This window comes from Pseudomonas sp. QL9 (genome assembly GCF_041409665.1).
In the GTDB taxonomy this organism is placed as follows: Bacteria; Pseudomonadota; Gammaproteobacteria; order Pseudomonadales; family Pseudomonadaceae; genus Pseudomonas; species Pseudomonas knackmussii.
The window spans coordinates 1,380,702-1,399,590 of record NZ_CP166971.1 but is presented as its reverse complement, the minus strand read 5'-3'; the positions used below and the strand labels follow the sequence as shown (position 1 = coordinate 1,399,590).

General features: G+C 57.3%; 15 protein-coding genes. 3 read left to right on the top strand and 12 right to left on the bottom strand.

The window, feature by feature from the left end:
* Window positions 1–7: 7 nt before the first annotated feature.
* The 12 genes from ACA097_RS06640 to plsB form a co-directional block, all read right to left on the bottom strand.
* Complete coding sequence (locus ACA097_RS06640; protein WP_371369258.1) at window positions 8–1,120, bottom strand: polysaccharide export protein; 1,113 nt, start codon at window positions 1,118–1,120, stop codon at window positions 8–10.
* Between the two features lie 129 nt (window positions 1,121–1,249).
* Complete coding sequence (locus ACA097_RS06635; protein ID WP_371369256.1) at window positions 1,250–1,519, bottom strand: hypothetical protein; 270 nt, start codon at window positions 1,517–1,519, stop codon at window positions 1,250–1,252.
* 201 nt (window positions 1,520–1,720) lie between these two features.
* Window positions 1,721–3,136: an undecaprenyl-phosphate glucose phosphotransferase gene (locus ACA097_RS06630; RefSeq protein WP_371369254.1), complete on the bottom strand. Its 1,416-nt coding sequence runs from the start codon at window positions 3,134–3,136 to the stop codon at window positions 1,721–1,723.
* 44 nt (window positions 3,137–3,180) lie between these two features.
* Window positions 3,181–3,930, bottom strand: a complete 750-nt coding sequence (locus tag ACA097_RS06625) for a WecB/TagA/CpsF family glycosyltransferase (protein WP_371369252.1) — start codon at window positions 3,928–3,930, stop codon at window positions 3,181–3,183.
* On the bottom strand, window positions 3,923–4,933 hold the full coding sequence (locus tag ACA097_RS06620; RefSeq protein WP_371369250.1) for a YbhN family protein: 1,011 nt from the start codon (window positions 4,931–4,933) through the stop codon (window positions 3,923–3,925). The genes ACA097_RS06625 and ACA097_RS06620 overlap by 8 nt, the downstream gene beginning before the upstream one ends.
* Entirely contained in the window at window positions 4,930–5,943 is a 1,014-nt protein-coding gene (locus ACA097_RS06615) for a nitroreductase family protein (protein ID WP_371369248.1), read from the bottom strand. Before ACA097_RS06615 ends, ACA097_RS06620 begins: the two co-directional genes overlap by 4 nt.
* Window positions 5,940–7,157 (bottom strand): polysaccharide pyruvyl transferase family protein, encoded by a 1,218-nt coding sequence (locus ACA097_RS06610; protein WP_371369246.1) that lies wholly within the window; start codon window positions 7,155–7,157, stop codon window positions 5,940–5,942. The genes ACA097_RS06615 and ACA097_RS06610 overlap by 4 nt, the downstream gene beginning before the upstream one ends.
* The gene (locus ACA097_RS06605; RefSeq protein WP_371369244.1) at window positions 7,154–8,593 is read right to left on the bottom strand and encodes a hypothetical protein; all 1,440 of its coding nucleotides are present in this window, start codon (window positions 8,591–8,593) and stop codon (window positions 7,154–7,156) included. The genes ACA097_RS06610 and ACA097_RS06605 overlap by 4 nt, the downstream gene beginning before the upstream one ends.
* 311 nt (window positions 8,594–8,904) lie before the next feature.
* On the bottom strand, window positions 8,905–9,441 hold the full coding sequence (gene rfaH / locus ACA097_RS06600) for a transcription/translation regulatory transformer protein RfaH (protein ID WP_371369242.1): 537 nt from the start codon (window positions 9,439–9,441) through the stop codon (window positions 8,905–8,907).
* A gap of 69 nt (window positions 9,442–9,510) precedes the next feature.
* Complete coding sequence (locus ACA097_RS06595) at window positions 9,511–11,739, bottom strand: polysaccharide biosynthesis tyrosine autokinase (RefSeq protein WP_371369240.1); 2,229 nt, start codon at window positions 11,737–11,739, stop codon at window positions 9,511–9,513.
* A gap of 39 nt (window positions 11,740–11,778) precedes the next feature.
* Window positions 11,779–12,225 carry a low molecular weight protein-tyrosine-phosphatase gene (locus ACA097_RS06590; protein WP_043249854.1) on the bottom strand — a complete coding sequence of 149 codons (447 nt, stop codon included), beginning with the start codon at window positions 12,223–12,225 and terminating at the stop codon, window positions 11,779–11,781.
* Between the two features lie 202 nt (window positions 12,226–12,427).
* A complete protein-coding gene (gene plsB, locus ACA097_RS06585) occupies window positions 12,428–14,917 on the bottom strand; it encodes a glycerol-3-phosphate 1-O-acyltransferase PlsB (RefSeq protein WP_371369237.1) in 2,490 nt (829 codons plus the stop codon).
* A 469-nt stretch (window positions 14,918–15,386) separates the two neighbouring features.
* Here plsB and ACA097_RS06580 point away from each other — a divergent pair, with 469 nt between their 5' ends.
* From ACA097_RS06580 to ACA097_RS06570, 3 genes are read left to right on the top strand one after another with little or no spacing between them, the layout of a single operon-like run.
* The gene (locus tag ACA097_RS06580; RefSeq protein ID WP_043249860.1) at window positions 15,387–16,310 is read left to right on the top strand and encodes an ABC transporter ATP-binding protein; all 924 of its coding nucleotides are present in this window, start codon (window positions 15,387–15,389) and stop codon (window positions 16,308–16,310) included.
* Window positions 16,307–17,041, top strand: coding sequence for an ABC transporter permease subunit (locus ACA097_RS06575; protein ID WP_043249862.1), 735 nt, complete (start codon window positions 16,307–16,309; stop codon window positions 17,039–17,041). Before ACA097_RS06580 ends, ACA097_RS06575 begins: the two co-directional genes overlap by 4 nt.
* A gap of 10 nt (window positions 17,042–17,051) precedes the next feature.
* Window positions 17,052–18,887 carry a GldG family protein gene (locus ACA097_RS06570; RefSeq protein WP_371369235.1) on the top strand — a complete coding sequence of 612 codons (1,836 nt, stop codon included), beginning with the start codon at window positions 17,052–17,054 and terminating at the stop codon, window positions 18,885–18,887.
* Window positions 18,888–18,889: the final 2 nt, after the last annotated feature.

The following is an 18,889-nucleotide window of genomic DNA, read 5'->3' as shown; positions in this document are numbered from 1 at the left end:
GTCCGGTTTAGTTGCTGCTGTCGCTCAGGTCGTTCTTGACGTTGGCGCCTGTGCCGATGATGGTCGTCGAGGGCACGAGCTGGCTGATCAAGCGGTTCCAGCGGGTTACGCCGGCCGGGCCGACATAGACCACATCCTGCGGCTGCAGATTGAAGCGCTGGGCGAGGATGAAGGCGGTGGGCGACTGGGCATCCAGCTGGAACACCTTGGCTTTCTGGCGCGCGAGGTCCTCGACGCCGCGGATGACGTAGACAGCCTTGCCGTTGGAGCTGGCCTGGTTGAGGCCGCCCACGCTGCCGAGTGCGTCGGCCAGGTTCAGGTTCTTGGTCTTGTAGGTGATGGCGCGCGGAGCGTTGACCTCACCCATCAGGTAGACCTTGCGGCGGTCGTTGTACGGCAGATAGACCTGGTCGCCGTCCTTCAGATAGACGCTGTAAAGGTCACTCTGCTGCAGGTCGTTGAGCGCATCGAGGTTGAGCGCGTATTCACGCCCGTCGCGCTTGAGCACCAGGTTGGAGAGGTCCGCCGAGCCGGCATTCACACCGGCGGTGCTGACCGCTTCCATCAGGCTCAGCGGAGTGGTGGTGATGGGCTGCGCGCCGGCCTTGGCGAAGGCGCCGTTGACCACCACCTTCTGGCTGGCGAAACGCAGGATGGCGAGGTCGACCTGCGGGCTCTCGACGTACTGGGCCAGGCGGCTGGCGATTTCCGAGCGAACCTCTTCGATGGTCCGACCGGCGACACGCACGGTGCCGATGTACGGATAGAACAGCGTGCCGTCCGGGCGCACCAGGCGGCCGTTGGCATCGATCTGCTGCTGTTGGCCGGAAGGCGCGGTCAGCTCGGGGTGGTCCCAGACGGTGATATAGAGCAGGTCGCTGGGGCCGATGCGGTAGTCCTGCGGGTGGTAGGCCAGCAGTTCGGCCGGTACCTGGACGTCCTTTTCCGTTGCGGCGTCCACGGCCAGCAGTTTCGGAGTGATCTGGATCAGCTCGACGCGGCTGCTCTCGGCAGAGCCATCGCGGACGATGCGGCTGGTATCCATGTTCTGGCCAGGGGCGAACATGCAGCCCTGGAGCGAAAGAGCGGCGACAACGGCAACGGATAAAGAGCGGATCATGGGAAAGGAACTACGCAAATAAGCCAATACGACACCACCCGGCGGGTGCCGAGAGGTGATGAAAAAGAAGGGGCGGAACGGAAGACCCTGCCGCCTGGGGCGGCAGGGCTCAGCAGTTACTCGCTGGAATCAGCGGGTAGTGCCGGTGGTGCCGGTGGTGCCACCGGTGCCCGGGTTGCTGTCGTGGCCACCGCCGCCACCGCTGTTGGAAGCGGCTACGCCAGCTGCCACAACGGCAGCACCGATACCGACTGCGCCACCAACGGTGACACCGCCGGCAACCGGGGTAGCGAGGGTCAGCGGCGAGGATGCCGGCGGAGCAGTCGGCTTGGGCTCTTCAGCCGCCAGCAGGCTGGTGCTCAGGGTCGCCATGGCGGCGATCATCAGCAGTTCTTTCACAATGGACTCCTTGTGGGAACGTTCCTTCAGAAGAAGGGAAGGGTAAAACTGGCACTAGGCCAGTGCAAGCGAAAAAGGCCCGGCGGTCAGCGTCTACGCCGCGGCCTGGGCTGCTATCCAGAGAGGCTTTGCCGACTGCCGGAAGGCGGCACAAGTCGGGGGCTTCGGCTGGCTGCCGGGACTTTCAGGCTTTCGGTGTTCTCAATAGGCGTTCTTGTGGACGAATCCCTTAAACACCGTGAGAAAGACGATCTTCAGGTCCCACCAGAGGGACCAGTTGTGGATGTAGGCGAGGTCGTGCTCGATGCGCTTCTGCATCTTGTCCAGGGTGTCGGTTTCACCCCGCCAACCATTGATCTGTGCCCAGCCGGTGATGCCCGGCTTGACCTTGTGACGCAGCATGTAGCTGCTGATCTGCCCGCGGTATTCCTCGTTGTGCGCTACCGCGTGAGGGCGCGGGCCGACGATGGACATGTCGCCCAGCAGCACGTTGATGAACTGCGGCAGTTCGTCCAAAGAAGTGCGGCGCAGGAACGCGCCGACCGGGGTGATTCGGTCGTCGCCGCGAGTGGCCTGCACCACGTCGGCGCCGTTCTCCATGACCCGCATGCTGCGGAACTTCCAGACCTCGATCGGGCGGCCATCGATGCCGTAGCGCTTCTGGCGGAAGAACACCGGGCCGGGTGAGCTGAGCTTCACGGCGGCGGAAATCAACAGCATGGGGACGGCGATCAGGCAAAGGATCATCGCTGAAAGGATGACGTCCTCCAGGCGCTTGATCACCGTGTTCGCGCCGGTCATGGGGCTGTCGAAGATGCTGATGGTCGGCACGCCATTGATGTTCTGGCTGCGCGCATGGAGCAGCTCGAAGACGAATACGTCCGGGACGATGTAGACCGAGGCGGTCGTATCGCTGAGCTGGTTAACCAGCCACTTGATGCGCGCTTCGCTGCGCATTGGCAGGGTGATGTAGACGCGGTCGATCTCACCGGCGCGCGCCTGTTCGACCAACTCTTCCAAACCACCGGATATCGGCAGTTTGACTTTGCTGTTGCCGAGGCGGATGGGGTCGCGGCGTCTGTCGTCGAAGAAGCCGAGCAGGTCCAGGCCCATCCAGGGGGCGCCGGCGATGTTGGAAGCCAGGCGCTGGCCGAGGGGGCCGGCACCGGCGATCGCGACCGAGCGGGTGTTGAAGCCTTTGCGGCGCAGTGCATTGAGGGCGGTGCGCAGGAAGATCCGATAGCTGCACAGGCTGACCAGTACCAGGGTGAACCATTGCAGCAGCGCGACATCTTCGAGCAACTGCATGTTGACCAGGAAGTAATCGCTGAGGAACACACCGACGAAGCTGATGGCCCAGATTCCACCGACCTTGCGGACTTCCTCGCGGATACGCTCGCCGCGCCAGGACGCATATAGCTGGCCGAAATCGCTCAGCAGGTAGAACACCACTAAGGCAAGCAGGCTTGCGATTACGTGTTCCTGGTCAAAGTCACCGCCATGCCAGAAAACCACGGTTGCCATTCCGGCAAGAATTACCAGAACGTCGAGAAGCCGTTGAAGAACTGAAATACCTGCATGGTGAGAGCGCAATATTCCGCGGTCCGTACTGTTCATTTAGCCTGCCTTACTGCCAAAATCTCGCTCAAAAATACGTTGCTTTATTTTTCGGTCTTCTGACTTTGACGCATTATCGAGTATTCGGAATATAGAATTCTGGGTAGAGCTAGAGCGTCATGAAGGTATCTTTTTGCAAGTCTTTTAGGCTCGGAAAGTATCCGGAATGCCCACTCCATTCTAATTCGTTGAACCCATATAGGTGCGCGCTTTGTCCTTCCAGATAAAAAGTCTATCGATGCACCAACACATAGGCCTATGCCACATGCTTTGCTTGACTCAGTAACTCTCATTGCGAGTATTTCCTGTCTTGGGCAACCAACGGCATAAATTGTGAAGTCAGCTTTCTTGCTTATTATGTAGTTAATGCATTTGTTTACCTCTTCCGGACTGTTAATGAAACCCATGGGAGGAGAGTGATGGTGAACTGTGGCGTTAGGATACGTCGATTTTATAGCTTCTATATCTTGCTTGTTGGAGCCAATTACGCAGAATGATAGCTCTATTGTGTTGGTCAGTTTAAATAATTCCGCTGTTAGCGTGCTTCCCGGTATAACAGGAGGGGTCGTGCCAGTGAGTACCTTAAAGATCGGTGACAGAATTTTGCTGTCGCAAACATGGTAGGCGGCGGCTCGGTATGCATCTCTGAGGGTGCTGCTTTCGTTTAACTGGCAGATGTGGTTTATATTTGGGGTTACTATGTATAGATGCTTTTCTTTCTTTTTGTCTAGCAGTTCATCTATTAATGTTGATATGTCGAATCTATAGGGAGTTATGTCGAAGGGGTTACGCATTAGGACTCTCCGGCGAAACAGGTCTGCTCGAAATTTCCATAACCCCACCGATAATCGAGATTAATATCTGGAAGATAAATAGTGTCATTCCACATGCTAGCCCGATTTCTGTGGGGACATTAATTATATGTAATGCGCCTATAGTGCTGAGTTCTCGGAATCCTATACCTGCAACTGAGATGGGGATCATTAGAGCCAGCGAGACGACGGCTCTGACAAAACAAGCGTCAAGCCAGGAGATTTCAGCGTTTAGGGAGGAACATATAATGTACAAGCTTGCCGCAGTTAGAAGGAACGAGCCTACGGACCAGAGCGTCATTTTTAATAGCTCCCTGATACGATAATGGATTGAGGTGTATTGATTGGTTGCTGGCGAAATGTCGATTTTATATTTTTTTGAGAATAGAGGGATTTTGTTTGAGAGACTTAATAAAATTCTTCGCAGCGGTATTGGTAGACTTTTTAGAGAGCAGAAAGGTGTCACTATAATTAGTGCAGATGCAAGGCTGATAAGGATGTATCCGATAACTGTTGAATTGGCTTTTGCAATCTGCGTTTGTTCTCTAAAGGCAAAGAAATAGCCGGCCACCATGAAGATTATGGAGAATTGTTGAAGTTTGTTTACAACGATGCTTTCGATGGTGTTCGAATGGGCTATATTCATGCTGTGGTATTTTTTCCAGCGGACTGCCGCGGTTAAGCCTGCCGGCATAAATAAAGCGTAAAAGCGCGTCTGAAAATCTATTTCAAGTAGCTTTATGTACAGGTTGGGCTGGGAAATAGTCTTGTTTTTCAGGTTTTCATAAATCTGTGCGGAATTTAATGCGACAGTTCCAAGTATGTTGAGCAGGAATGCAGCTGTTACATGAGTTGGTGAAATTTTACTTAGTGAAAGCAACAGAGCTTCGGTGTTTGTGATTCTGTATATGGTGCAAATTGCGATGGTGGTTATTATTGCTTTGAATGCGTTTTTGGATTTTTGACTTTTCAAAAATGCTTTCATGAGAGTATAAGAATCTCTTCTAGCGATTTTCTCGGGGACTCGGCTACTAAGAGCCTCTCCGGCATTTCTCCTGCGGCAATTAGCGTTATTATTATTTCGTCGTGAGGAATGCCGGACACTTTATGAAGTTTTATATTTCGATTAGCAGTAGATGACCAGTTTAGAAAACAGGTTCCAACCCCCAAGTAGTGGAGGGCATAAACTAGGCTCATCGCCATTAAGCCGCCATCGACGAAAGCCTGGTTTCTTTCCGAGGCTCCCTCAAAGCAAGCAAGTTTTGAAGTGACAATTAATATGTGGCTGGCCTGGTCGCCAAATCCTGTATTTCCATTTTGCAATGAAAGAATTCTTTTTTTGTCGTCCGTTTTTGAAAACGAATAAACCTTGGCTGTCTGTCTGTTGCAGACTGATGGTGTTTTTAGTGCTATTTCTACTGCTTCTTTTATTGTTTCGTCAGGTATTGCATTCTTAGTGAATTGTCTGATGCTGTGTCTGCTGTTTGCTAGTTCTAAAAAATTTGATTTAGCTCTGCTGTTTATTTCGCTTTTACAAATGCTGATTGTTCCCCCAGGAAGAGGCGGGGTTCCCTGGAAATTAAGAGCGTGCTTAAGTTCATGCGTGACGCTGTCTATCCACGATGTGTCTTCATTTATGGTCTTATGAAAATGTGAATAGGCAGTTAAGGTGTTTATTGAAAGCTCATAAAGCTCCGGGTTGTTGAATTTCTTTTTGTGGATTAATAGCAAGTAGGCAAGGTTCTGTATTACCTTTATCCCGAATCTGGGCTTCGGCTTAGATAAAGATAGTCCTTTTTCAATTCTGTGGGCTTCTTTAAGTATGCTTGCCTCAAGCCGAGCTTGGTTCTTTTTCGGATTTAAGGTGCCCGAGAACATTGCAAAGCGAACTGAATCATATGTGTAATTTGGGATGAATATTGCCAGGTTTATATATGCTTTAATTCTCCATTTGAGCTGCGGAGGGATCATCTCCTTTATCTTTTGAATGATCATTTCGCCAGCAGGTCCCTTGCAATTATGAAATTCATCTCGGAAAGATTTTTCGATTTATTTATTGCGTCAATGTTTATCTGCGTTGCAAGTGCCAGTTGGTAGGCGGAGATTAAAGAGTCTCCGCTGATATTTTTGGCGTCAATAGTTAGTTCTTTTGAGGCGGAATCTCCATAGATATCTCGCATAATTCCATACGCCTTTCTGCTGTATGCAATGCTTACAGTCGGTATGTGCTGAGATAGGGATGCGATTGTTGCATGAGTGCGAGTTCCAACTAAGCACTCTGTTAGCCCGATTATGCCTTTAAGCTCTATCGCGGAGTGCTCGCCAAAAAGTATGCGAATGCTTTCTTTTTTTCTCGACCTTTTAAGTACTTCGTAGCATGCGATAAGGTCGTTGTTACTTGGGTTTGTCTCCATTACGTGTGGGACGAGAATGGCGCATTTGCCCTCTTCTGTAATGAAGTCAATTAGTGCGGCAAAAGCTTCGTAGTAATGATGCTTATCAAGGTTGGAGTATTTAATTATTCCTTGGCTAATGGATATTGATACGAGCTTTTTATCTGCCCCTAGCCCATAAAGGGACTCTAGCAGTGCTGACGCATCGCTTCGGGGAAGAGTGGGAAGAGTGAACGCAACATCTGCGGTTAAATGTAGGCTTGTTTGTGCGTCGAGTCTCTTTAAATATTCATATGACTCGGATTCACGAACGCTGATTGCTGCAACATTTTCTATTGCTTTTAGGAAATAGCTTTCATCTTTTTGGGTGAGTGGCCCAATAGAGTGGGAGCATAAATAAGACTTTTGCTTTTTGGCCAGGATCGGATAAGCCAAGTGTTTTCTTATGTTGCCATAGTCGGAGGTGAATATGTCTCCACCGCTGGATATAACAAGGTCTGCTTGTTTGATAATGGAGATCGAGTTCGTCGCATAGCCAAGCAAGTTAGTTGGTAAAAGATTTTCTGCGACCAAGGCACCTTTGTAGAGGGCCTTGTTTAGGGATTTAAATTGGAAGTGATCAGGTGATTTTGTTAAGTAAGCTAGAACAACTTTGGCCTTGCTGCTAAATCTCCAGTTGTCATAGGTAGGATCATTCGAGTGAATGGTAAATTCTGCCTCTGGGATATGTTGTTGTATTCCAATAATTTTTGAGGCTACTAAGGCCTCACATCCTCTGTTTCGCGCGCCCGTATGGTTTGTGATAGAAATTTTCATCTATTTGAATCCTTCTGGGTGACGAGGCCTTTTGCAGATTTATATGTGATAGATTCACATGTAAAAATAACTGCGGTGAGAAGTATTATGTAGTTAAGATTGATGAGATTTTCTTGCAGTAGGGCGTTTGCCCAGTAAACTATCCAGGCGCTCTTCGATGTGTCTGACTGCAGTTTTCTAAAAATTCTTATAACTAGTGCAACTGCAACGGTCGCGCCAATCAGACCAGTTTGGTAAATAAGTAGGCCTAGCCCGCTTTCCGCCCCTCCGCTCAGCCAGTCATCATTTGAGATGTCACCAAGAAGTGCGGACTTCAAGATATTACCGCTCGATCCAACTCCATGGCCAATTAAAGAGCTAATGTTTGGAGTGTTTATGGCTTGGATGAATGGGGTTGCTAAACCAATTAGATGGACGTTAGCGCTGGTCTTCAAGTCCGAAGAGCCGTTAATGTATAGATAAATAAGGGCTAATGTTATTAGTGTGTATGCGGGGGCTTTCCACTTAAAACGTTTAATCGCAAGCGGGATCAAGATGCTGCCGAGCATCCAAATTATGGCGCCTTTTGATAGACTGCTAATTGTTAGTGCGGCTAGAAGGAAAAGACCTATATATCTCTTTTGGGCAGAAAGTATGGTGGCAAGTGCCGCACACAAATATCCGAATAATATTGGATCTTCTGATGTTCCTGAGAATCTTAGGTAAAGAGAGTCCCCCACTGAACTCCACCAGTTCCTTGGTAGTCCTGATATTAACTCGTACCCTTTGGCTTCCTGGTGGGTTACAAAAAAATCAGAGGGGATAAGTAGATAGCTTATTATAAATCCGGCAGGTGCCGTAATGAGGATGGGGTTTATCCAGGCTTGATAATTTAAGTTGTTGCTTCTTGTGGGGGGGGATTTTAGAAATGTTGCAATTGCGATTACTGAGAGGTAAAGAGGGATATAGCTGTTGGCAAGATACTGAAATTTTACAGACGTATAATCTACCGGAATTAGCGCGGAAAGAAGTATGCATATGCCGAAGGTGCTTTCGATGCTCAGTACGTTTATTTTACGTCGATTGAAGAAGACGTAGACGCAGAGGGTTCCGCAAATTGAGAGATTTTTTGTCAGTGCTAATGCTGTTCTAATTTCGCTTGGGCTAACATCTGATATTTTGGGGGAGAAGATTGCAATGTAAAATGCAAGTACGTAGTAAGCAATCAAGATTGACATGCATGCTTGAATGCTGCTTTTTGAATTGAGTGAGGCTGCAAATATTAGGGAGAGGAAAAATGGTAATACTCTAAGCGCCACCTCACCGTGCCTGCCAGCCAGTATGGCGAGGGCTCCAATAGTTAAGAGCGCTCCCCCCGCCATCAGTATGCTGACAGTGTTTTGTGAGATTGAAATGGCTTTTTTAGTATTTATAGCGGGGGGGCTAATAAGCTGCATGGGTCCGCGGAGTTTTAATAGATAGGCACGCTACCGCCCCAGGATTATTAGTCGTTTTCCTGAGAACTTGGCTAGCGGCATGTGAATGTCGACCTGCCGGTCGTTAGGCAGGGCTGGTGAGGGTGATGAAGTATGCAGAATGGCTGCATTTCTTCCTTTGCCTCGGTGTCTCCCCATCTATTGGGGGTTAATATCTGTAGGTGTTAAATACAGATTTGAATCTTTTGAGTTTTACGAGCTATGTCCAGAATTCTTAGAAATTTGGCGATGCAGGACGTTCCTTGTTATCTGATGCTTTTATTTTGAAAGTACTAAGCATCGATCGTTGCCACGCGGTGGAGTGCCACGCTGACTACGATCTCGCGCTGAAGTAAGTTGAGAAGTAGCAATACTCGCCCGTCGCCATTTTTCTCTAGGAAGATGGCTTCGATTTGCTGCAGGCCGGGTTCGAAGATCGCTACTCGGTCGCCCGCGCTCAGGGCAGGTTTGATACTGCTTTGGTGAGCGATCAACTGGCTCACGATGGCATCCGGGATGGGGGCGGGACGACCGCCGAAACTCACGATCTGATTGACCCCACGAGTGGAGCGGATGGGCAGCCAATTGTCGTCCACCCGATCCAGGTGAATGAACAGATAGCCGGGGAAGAGCGGCTCAGTGAGTTGCTGCAGTTTTCCCTTTTGCAGTCGCTCAACTTCATGGGTGGGCAGCAGGCACTGGTATCCCTGGCGCTCCAGATGCTCCAGCGCGCGCATGTCCTGGCGCGGTTTGCACTGGATCAGGTACCACTGTTTTCCGGTTGCGTCCGGCATGTTTCCCTCTCTGCAGGTCAATTGCATCTGCTGCATTTCTGGATTCCCGCCTACGCGGGAACGACGAATCCATAGATGGAGGCCTTCCGTGGCCTCTTTCCGGGGTCAGGCTTTGTCCGACTTGTATTCGTAGTGGTAGTAGCCGTAGCCGCCGTACCCGTAGTAGGCCGAGGCTCGTTTTTCCACGCCGTTGAAGATCGCGCCTTTCAGTTCGATGCCGTTCTGCGCGAAGCGGCGGATGGTCAGGTCGATTTCCCGCGCCGGGTTCAGTCCGAAGCGGGTGACGATCAGGTTCGTGCCCGACTGGCGGCCGACGATGGCGGCATCGGTCACGGCCAGCAGCGGCGGGGTGTCGAGGATCACCAGGTCGAACTGTTTGCTCGCCTCTTCGAGGAAGGCGGTGAAGTTCGGGTGCATCAGCAGTTCCGACGGGTTCGGCGGAATCTGCCCGCGCGGAATGAAGTGGAAGCCTTCGATGTCGGTGGTGCGCACGGCAGTAGCGAAGTCGCAGCGCTTCACCAGCAGGTCGGACAAGCCGTTCTCCTCGCCGCTGTTCAGCACCTTGTGCAGATAGCCTTTGCGCATGTCCACGTCGACCAGCAGGACGCGCTGGCCAGTCTGAGCAATGACGGCCGCCAGGTTGGAGGACACGAAGGTCTTGCCGACCGCGGGGCTCGGGCCGGAGATCATCAGGCGGTTGTTGCCGGCTTCCAGCATGGCGAAGTGCAGGCTGGTGCGCAGGCTGCGCAGGGATTCGATGGCGAGGTCGGTCGAGTGGCTGATGGCGAGGAGCGGCGCAGCCTTGGCGGCACGGCCACGGCCTTTGTCGCGCTTATCCTCTTCGGCTTTCTGCAGGACGCTGTACGGAATGGATGCGTAGACCGGCAGGCCCAGTTGTTCGATGGCGTCCGGAGTCTCGATACCGCGGTTAAGGGCTTTGCGCAGCAGCACCAGGCCGATCGCGAAGAACAGGCCGAGCAGGGTGGCGACCAGTACTACGAGCGGCTTTTTCGGCTTGACCGGCTTGGTGGTGTCGACGTCGGCCGTGTCGATGATGCGCACGTTGCCCACAGCGCCGGCGCGCATGACGTCGAGTTCCTGGGCCTTGTTCAGCAGTTGGGTGTAGATGGCCGTGCTGACCTGTACGTCGCGGGTCAGGCCCAGCAGTTCCTGCTGGGTCGCCGGCAGTCCTTCGACCTTGCGCGACAGGCCATTCTGCTTGCTGGTCAGTTCGCCGATCTGCTTCTGCAGTGCCTGGTAGGCCGGGTGCTGGCGGGTGAACTTGCGGTCCATCTCTGCCTGCTGCAGCTTCAGCTCGGAGATGTTGGTGTCCAGGGCTACGATCTGGTCGAGCAGGGCCTTGGTTTCCAGGCTGATGTCCGCGGATTTGGCGCGAGTCTGATAGCTGCTAAGCGCGTCCTCGGCCTTCTCCAAATCACGGCGCACGTCAGGCAGTTGGCCACGCAGGAACTCCAGGCTGGACGCCGCTTCGGCGGAGGCGCGTTCGACGTTCTGGCGAACGTAGAGCTTGCTGATCTCGTCCAGCACCTGCAGCGCGCGATCGGGCTCGTCGTTTTCCAGCGACAGGCTGATGATCCCGGATTCCTTGCCGGTTTCGCTGACGTTGAGGTTGTCCTGGTAGTCGAGGATGGTGGTCAGGCGGCGTTCACGGACAACGTTGAAATGCGTGCCCGGGTTGGCCTGCAGTTTCTCGACCTGGAGCTTCACGCCATTTTGGTCGTAGGCCTGGCCGACCTTGCCTTCGACGAGCACGTTGTCGTCATCGTCGAGCAGGGTGAAGCCGCCGTTCTCCCCGGCAATGAGCGTGAGGTCTTTCTCGAGCAGGACCTCGGGGACCTCCAACTGGAAGATCTTCAGCTCTTCGCCACCCCAGCCAAAACGGCTCAGGCCGAACAACGGCGCTGCGACTTCGGTTGTCGTTTCGGGTTGGAAGTGACGTGCGATAAAGCCGCCGATCAGCGGGAAGCGCGACGGCTTCACCACGATATTCAACTTGAGGTTATCCACAGCCTTGCCGATCACCGCACGTGAGGTCAGCAGCTGGATCTCGGTGATGGCTTCCGACTGGGCACCCAGCAGGTCCCCCATATCCGACAAGCCCGGAATGGTCGGTTTCTTCGCCTCCACCTGGACGATGGCATCGGAGCGATAGATGGGCGGTGCGAGCAGCGCATAAGCCACGCCAACGGCCATGAAGCCCGCAGTAATCCCGGCGATCAGCCATTTGTGATCGATCAGGGTGCCGAGCAGACTGAGCAGGTCGATCTCGTCATCGTCGTGGTCTTGCATGGCTATAGCGGGTTGCTGCTGCATGGCTTGCACTGCTTCTTCTTCTATCGGTGTAGGTGTGGCTTAGCGGGTCGGGCGAATGCGTTTGGCCCAGGCGTCGACGCCTTCGGTGATCAGCGCGTAGGCGTGCTCGAAGGCGGCCGTGCTCTGCCGGTAGGGGTCGGGGATTTCGCGGTCGTCCTGCCACTTGCCGAGCAGGAAAGTCTTGCCGCGCGCTTCGGGGGCAATCTGGGTGACGCCCTGCAGGTGGCGTTTCTCCATGACCAGGACCAGGTCGGAGTCGCGCAGCAGGCTGGAAGTCAGTTGACGGGCGCGGTGGTCGTGCGGCGTCTCGCCATGCCGCTCGAGGGCGGCCAGCGCGTTGCTTTCGATGGGCTTGTCGACCAGGGCACCGAGGCCGGCGGAGCTGACCTGGATGTCGCTGCCAGCAAGGCGCTGGCGCAGCAGATGTTCGGCGGTGGGGCTGCGGCAGATGTTGCCGACGCAGACGACCAATATCCGTTTGAACACAACAACTTCCTTGTTTCGTACAGAGATGTATGTAAGAAGCCGGCGATTCTGTAAGTCGATTCCGTCAGAGTCAAGGGTGATGGTCGCAATGTGACACTATTAAGGCGGGCTTAAAGCAACACTTTTTTCACGAATCACCGCGCAAATTGCGGCCTTGATCACAGCCGATCAGGTCCGTTGACCGGCTGTCGGGATGTTGGAACTATTTTGCGGCGCTGGTGCCTTCGTGCTCCGGCCGCTCCAACGCCACCTGCCTGATTGACAGGCGAATCTCCGCCGGCAGCACGCGCTTGGCAGCGCCTTCGACGATCTCTCCGAGCTTCTCGTGGTAGCTCAGCTTGCCCTCTTCGTCCTTGCGCAGCACGCCCTGGTCGAGCATCGCCTGGATGAAGTTTCGGAACAGGGTCTTGTCGAAGAACTCCGGGGCGTTGAGGCCGTGGAGGATCGACAGGCGCTGGGCCATCACCGTGCTCAGGTTTTCCAGTTCCTCGGCGCTCAGTTGCTTCTGCCCGGCGTTGAGCAGCAGGGCGATCGCCATGTAGAAGCGCTGCAGGGTTTGGGTGATGGCGCGGGCGAGCAGGGTCAGCAGCACGTATTCGCGTGAGCTGGGGGCCGGGCGCACGTAGGCGTCGCCTTCCTGGCGCAGCAGGCCTTGGCCTACCAGCGCGGCGAGCCACTCGTCCACCACGGCGTCCAGCTGATCCAGGTCCCAGCGGATGAAGAGTTCCTGCTGCAGGTACGGGTAGAGCGCGCGGGTGTAGGTGAGCAGTTGCTCGCGGCTGATCCGCGATTTGCTCTGGAAGAAGCTGGCGATCAGCGCCGGCAGGGCGAACACGTGCAGGACGTTGTTGCGGTAGTAGGTCATCAGCACCGCGTTCTGCTCGTCGAGGTAGAGGATGCGGCCGAGCGCGTCCTTCTGTTCGGCGAGCAGGTTCATGCTCTTCACGTATTCGATCAGGTCCTGGCCATTGCCGTCGGGCAGGGTGGCGCTGGGCGAGTAAGGGACCTTGCGCAGCAGGGCCAGGTAGAGGTCGAGCACGCGGGCCAGGGCGTTCGCGTCCAGCGCCAGGCGGCTGGTGGAGAGCAGCGCCAGGGCGACCAGGTTGACCGGGTTGATCGCCGCCGCGTCGTTGAGGTGGCGGGCGACGTCGCGGGCCAACTGGTTGGTGGTTTCCGACAACCAGGCCGGGCGGTACTCCGGGCCGAGCTCCTGTTTCTTCCAGCCCGGCTCCTGGCGCTCCAGGAAGGCGTCGAGGTGGATAGGTTCGCCGAAGTTCACCCACACCTGGCCGAAGCGCTGGCGCAGGGCGCCGATCACCTTGAAGATGTCGAAGATGGACTCCTTCTTCTTCGCCGCGCCGCGCAGTTCGCCCAGGTAGGTGCGGCCTTCGAGCACGCGCTCGTAGCCGACGTAGACCGGCACGAAGACGATCGGCCGGCGCGAGTCGCGCAGGAAGCTGCGCAGGGTGATGGCGAGCATGCCGGTGCGCGGGTGGAGCATGCGCCCGGTGCGTGAGCGACCGCCTTCGACGAAGTACTCGGTGGGGAAGCCGCGGGTGAACAGCGTGTGCAGGTACTCGTTGAACACGGCGGTGTAGAGCTGGTTGCCCTTGAAGCTGCGACGCATGAAGAAGGCGCCGCCGCGACGCAGGATGGAGCCGACCATGGGCATGTTGAGGTTGATGCCGGCGGCGATGTGCGGCGGCGTCAGGCCGTTGCGGAATAGCAGATACGACAGCAGCAGGTAGTCGATGTGGCTGCGGTGGCAGGGCACGTAGACGATCTCGTTGCCCTGGGCGACGTCCTGCACGCGCTCGATGTGGTTGACCCGCACGCCCTCGTAGAGCTTGTTCCAGAACCAGGTCAGGGTGACTTCGAGGAAGCGGATCACCGGGTAGGAGACGTCCGCAGCGATCTCGTTGGCATAGCGCAGCGCCGAGGCTTCGGCCTTCTCCTGGGAGATCTTCTGGGCGTCCATCTCCTCCTGGATGGCCTGGCGCACCAGCGGGGCGCGCAGCAATCCCTTGACCAGGGTACGGCGGTGCGAGAGGTCCGGGCCGATCACCGCGGTCTTCTGGTTGCGGAAGTGCACGCGCAGGATGCGCTGGACCATGCGCTGGGTGCGCTCCTGGCCCTTGCCCTGTTCGACCAGCTCGCGCAGGTGGATGGGCGCGGAGAACTGCACGCGGGTCTTGCGTCCGAGGATGAGGATGCGCGCGAGCTTGCGCAGGCGTCCGGTCACCGCCCAGTTGTCGGCGAACAGCAGTTTCCAGGCGCTCTTCTCGCTGTCCGGCGACTGCCCCCAGAACACGCTCACCGGCACGATCTGCGCATCGTCGACGCCGTTCTGCTCCAGTGCGGCCAAGGTGCGCACCAGCGCCGGCGGAGCGCCGCGCTTGTCCTGGCGACCGAACCAGTCGGGCTCGCGGGTGAGGTAGAAGAAGGCTGCCGGCTCGACGCTGCCGCCGATCGCCACCGGCATCACCGGGCGTGGCAGGCCGGCCTTGCGGCATTCGTTGTCGATGACTGCGAGGTCGCTCACCGACGGCTGCGGGAGGGCATAGAGCACCGGCTTGTTGCGGTCGATCTTCAGGCTCAGCGAGGACTGATTGATGGTTTCCGAGCGGACCCAGAGGTACAGCAGGCGGCGCAGGGCACCAAAGCCGAAGCGACGGAACGGATAGCGGGGCATACGGACTCTTGAGGCAGTTGAAAGAGGCCAGGGGCAAACCAAGCGGACGCTAGTGTGCCGCAATAGCCGGACCGGCAAAAGGGCGCCGGCCCGGCAATCCGGCGGGTATCTCCGTCCGCTTGCCGGCAACGGCGCGGAAAAATCAGGGGCTCGGCGAGCCGCCATGGATTTCTTAAGGCGACCGTAATGCGGTTCGTCGAGTCTCTGGCCGGGCAGCCGATGATGCCGTTCCGCTCCTCGGTAATAGGAAATTTCCCAACGCTTGCCAGAAAACAGCTATTGCTTTGACAGCATTTGGAAAACTTTTCACTGTGCAGGCTGTCTTGCATAGCCGTTGGTCGCCTTCTTATAGTCCGGCCTGCATTTTGGGGAGGCCTGCCTGCGCTGCGAGTTCCGGGTGGAAGGCGGGTGCTGATCAAGGCTCCGCGCCGGGGAAAGGTCGGGGCCCTTACCGCAATGGTGAGAGACCATGATCGAGATAAGCAGACTCACGAAGCGCTTCGCTCAGCAGGCTGTAGTGGACGATTTGTCCTTCAGCGTGCAGCCAGGCGAAGTCCTGGGATTTCTCGGCCCGAATGGCGCCGGCAAGTCCACCACCATGAAGATGCTCACCGGTTTTCTCGCGCCCAGCTCGGGCACGGCGAGCATCCACGGCTTCGACATCCAGACCCAGACCCTGCAGGCCCAGCGCTTGATCGGCTACCTGCCCGAGGGTGCGCCCTGCTATGGCGACATGACGGTCGGCCGCTTCCTCGAGTTCATCGCCGAGGTGCGCGGCTACCGTGGTGCCGACAAGCGCGCGCGGGTCGATCGCGTGGTCGGCCTTTTGGAGCTGGAGCACGTGCGCCGGCAGTCCATCGAAACGCTGTCCAAGGGTTTCAAGCGCCGTGTCGGGGTGGCCCAGGCGATCCTGCATGACCCGAAGGTGCTGATCCTCGACGAGCCCACCGACGGCCTCGACCCGAACCAGAAGCACCAGGTCCGCGAGCTGATCGGCAGCCTGGCGCAAGAGCGCATCGTCATCATTTCCACCCACATCCTCGAGGAGGTCACCGCGGTCTGCACCCGCGCAGTGGTGATTGCCAATGGCCGGCTGGTCGCGGACGGTACGCCCTTCGAGCTGGAAAGCCGCTCGCGTTACCACCAGGCGGTGACCCTGGTTGGCGAGAACGCTCTCGATCGCCAGGCACTGGCCGCGTTGCCGGGCGTCGCCGGCGTCGAGGAGAACCCGCTGGAGAACAGCCTGACCGTGTTGGCCCGGCCGGGCGAGGTGATCTTCCCGCAGGTGAACGCGCTGATCGCCGAGCGCGGTTGGCGAATCAAGGAACTGGACGTGGAGCGCGGTCGGCTGGATGAAGTCTTCCGCACCCTGACCCGAGGGGAGGCGGCATGAAGCAGTTGCCCGTGGTCTTCAAGCGCGAGCTGGCAAGCTACTTCGCCACGCCGCTGGCTTACGTGTTCATCGTCATTTTCCTGGTGCTCTCCGGGGTCTTCACCTTCTACCTCGGCAACTTCTACGAGCGCGACCAGGCGGACCTGACGGCCTTCTTCAACTTCCACCCCTGGCTCTACCTGTTCCTCATCCCGGCCATCGCCATGCGGCTCTGGGCGGAGGAGCGCAAGTCGGGCTCCATCGAGTTGCTGATGACCCTGCCGATCACCCGCCTGGAAGCGGTGGCCGGCAAGTTCCTCGCCGCCTGGGTGTTCGCCGGCATCGCCCTGCTGCTGACCTTCCCCATGGTGCTGACGGTCAACTACCTGGGCGACCCGGACAACGGCGCGATCCTCGCCGGCTACCTCGGCAGCTGGCTGCTGGCCGGCGGCTACCTGGCGATTGGTTCGTGCATGTCGGCGCTGGCGAAGAACCAGGTGATCGCCTTCATCCTCGCGGTGGTGATGTGCTTCGTCTTCATCGTCAGCGGCTTCCCCCTGGTGCTCGACGCGTTCAGCGGCTGGGCACCGCAGTGGCTACTCGACGCGGTGGCCTCGATGAGCTTCCTGACCCGCTTCGACGCGATCAGCAAGGGTGTCATCGACCTGCGCGACCTGCTGTTTTTCGTCAGCCTGATCGTCGCCTGGCTCGCCGCCACGGCGGTGGTGGTCGACCTGAAGAAAGCCGACTGAGGAAGCCCTGATGAAGAAAGTGATGTTTTCCGGGGCCGGCCTGCTGGTCATCGCCCTGCTGTTCCTGGCCTTCAACCTGGTTTCCGGAGTGGCCTTCACCGGCGCGCGCCTGGACCTGACGCAACAGAAGCTCTACACGATTTCCGATGGCACGAAGAAGGTCCTCGGCTCCATCGGCGAGCCGATCAACCTGTACTTCTTCTACTCGGACAAGGGCACCAAGGACCTGGTCCCGCTGCGCAACTACGCCAAGCGCGTCGAGGAGCTGCTCAAGGCCTACGAGCGCGAGGCGGGCGGCAAGCTCCACCTGCACATCATCGACCCGCAGCCGTTCTCCGCCGAGGAGGACCGCGCGGCCGAGCTGGGCCTGCAGGCCGTGCCGCTGTCGCAAGGCGGCGACACCGTCTACTTCGGCCTGGCCGGCACCGATGCGCTGGACAACACCCAGGTGATCCCGTTCTTCCAGCCGGACCACGAGGAGTTCCTCGAGTACGACGTCAGTCGCCTGATCAATGCCCTGGCGCATCCCAAGCGGCCGGTGGTCGGGCTGCTCAGTACGCTGCAGATGAACGGCGGCTTCGACATGCAGACGCAGCAGCCGACCTCGCCCTGGATGCTGCTCGAGGAGATTCGCCAGCAGTTCGACCTGAAGAGCCTCAAGCCCGACATCGATGCCATCCCCGATGACATCAGTGTGCTGATGCTGGTGCATCCGAAGAACCTGCCGCAGCAGACCCTCTACGCCATCGACCAGTTCGTCCTGCGCGGCGGCAAGCTGCTGGCGTTCGTCGATCCCTACAGCGAAGCGGACAAGTCTTCCGACATGGGCATGCTGGAGAACGGTGGCCTGCCGTCCTCGGACCTGGAGCCGCTGTTCAAGAGCTGGGGCCTGCAGATGCTGCCGGGCAAGGTGCTGGGGGACGGCACTTATGCGATGTCCGTGAGCATGGGCCAGGGCCAGCGGGCGGCGCACCACCCGGCGTGGCTGAACCTGGACAGCAAGGCGCTGGACGCCGGCGACGTGGCCACCGCCGGACTGGACAGCCTGACCGTCGCCACGGCCGGCATCCTCGAGCCGCTGAAGGACGCCAAGACCCGCTTCACCCCGCTGGTGCGCAGTTCGGCCTTCGCAATGCCCTTCGACGTACAACGCTTCGTCACGCTCCGTGATCCGGGTGAGCTGATGGCGCAGCTGAAACCGAGCGGTGACCGCTACGCCATCGCGGCTCGCGTGCAGGGGCCGGTGCAGAGCGCCTATCCCAATGGCATCGAAGGGCACAAGGACGGCCTCAAGAGCGCGGCGAACATCAACGTGATCGTCGTGGCCGACACCGACCTGCTCACCGATCGCATGTGGGTACAGGTGCAGGACTTCTATGGCCAGCGCGTGCCGCAGCCCTGGGCCGACAACGCCAGCTTCGTGATCAACGCGCTGGACAACCTGGCCGGCTCCGACGCGCTGATCAGCGTGCGTTCGCGCGGACGCTTCAGCCGGCCGTTCACCGTGGTCGACGAGTTGCAGCGGCAGGCCGAGACGCGCTTCCGCGAGAAGGCCGATGGGCTCAAGCAGCGCCTGTCCGACACCGAGCAGAAGCTCGCCGCGCTGCAGAACCAGGACCCGAGCAAGACGCTGGAACTGACGCCCGAGCAGCAGGCTGCGGTGCAGCAGTTCATCCAGGAGCGCGTGCGCATCCGCAAGGAGCTGCGTGATGTGCAGTTCCAGCTCAACGCCGACATCGAGGCGCTGGGGCGCACCCTGAAGATCATCAATATCGCGGCGGTGCCGTTGCTGCTGACCCTGGGCGTGCTCGTCCTGTGGTGGTGGCGCCGTCGGCGCCAGGCCTGAGG

Coding starts and splice junctions, on each gene's coding strand:
- ACA097_RS06580 (WP_043249860.1), top strand. CDS start 15,387: ATGATCGAGATAAGCAGACTCACGAAGCGCTTCGCTCAGCAGGCTGTA.
- plsB (WP_371369237.1), bottom strand. CDS start 14,917: ATGCCCCGCTATCCGTTCCGTCGCTTCGGCTTTGGTGCCCTGCGCCGC.
- ACA097_RS06575 (WP_043249862.1), top strand. CDS start 16,307: ATGAAGCAGTTGCCCGTGGTCTTCAAGCGCGAGCTGGCAAGCTACTTC.
- ACA097_RS06610 (WP_371369246.1), bottom strand. CDS start 7,157: ATGAAAATTTCTATCACAAACCATACGGGCGCGCGAAACAGAGGATGT.
- ACA097_RS06615 (WP_371369248.1), bottom strand. CDS start 5,943: ATGATCATTCAAAAGATAAAGGAGATGATCCCTCCGCAGCTCAAATGG.
- ACA097_RS06625 (WP_371369252.1), bottom strand. CDS start 3,930: ATGCGTAACCCCTTCGACATAACTCCCTATAGATTCGACATATCAACA.
- ACA097_RS06630 (WP_371369254.1), bottom strand. CDS start 3,136: ATGAACAGTACGGACCGCGGAATATTGCGCTCTCACCATGCAGGTATT.
- ACA097_RS06620 (WP_371369250.1), bottom strand. CDS start 4,933: ATGAAAGCATTTTTGAAAAGTCAAAAATCCAAAAACGCATTCAAAGCA.
- ACA097_RS06570 (WP_371369235.1), top strand. CDS start 17,052: ATGAAGAAAGTGATGTTTTCCGGGGCCGGCCTGCTGGTCATCGCCCTG.
- ACA097_RS06605 (WP_371369244.1), bottom strand. CDS start 8,593: ATGCAGCTTATTAGCCCCCCCGCTATAAATACTAAAAAAGCCATTTCA.
- ACA097_RS06595 (WP_371369240.1), bottom strand. CDS start 11,739: ATGCAGCAGCAACCCGCTATAGCCATGCAAGACCACGACGATGACGAG.
- rfaH (WP_371369242.1), bottom strand. CDS start 9,441: ATGCAGCAGATGCAATTGACCTGCAGAGAGGGAAACATGCCGGACGCA.
- ACA097_RS06640 (WP_371369258.1), bottom strand. CDS start 1,120: ATGATCCGCTCTTTATCCGTTGCCGTTGTCGCCGCTCTTTCGCTCCAG.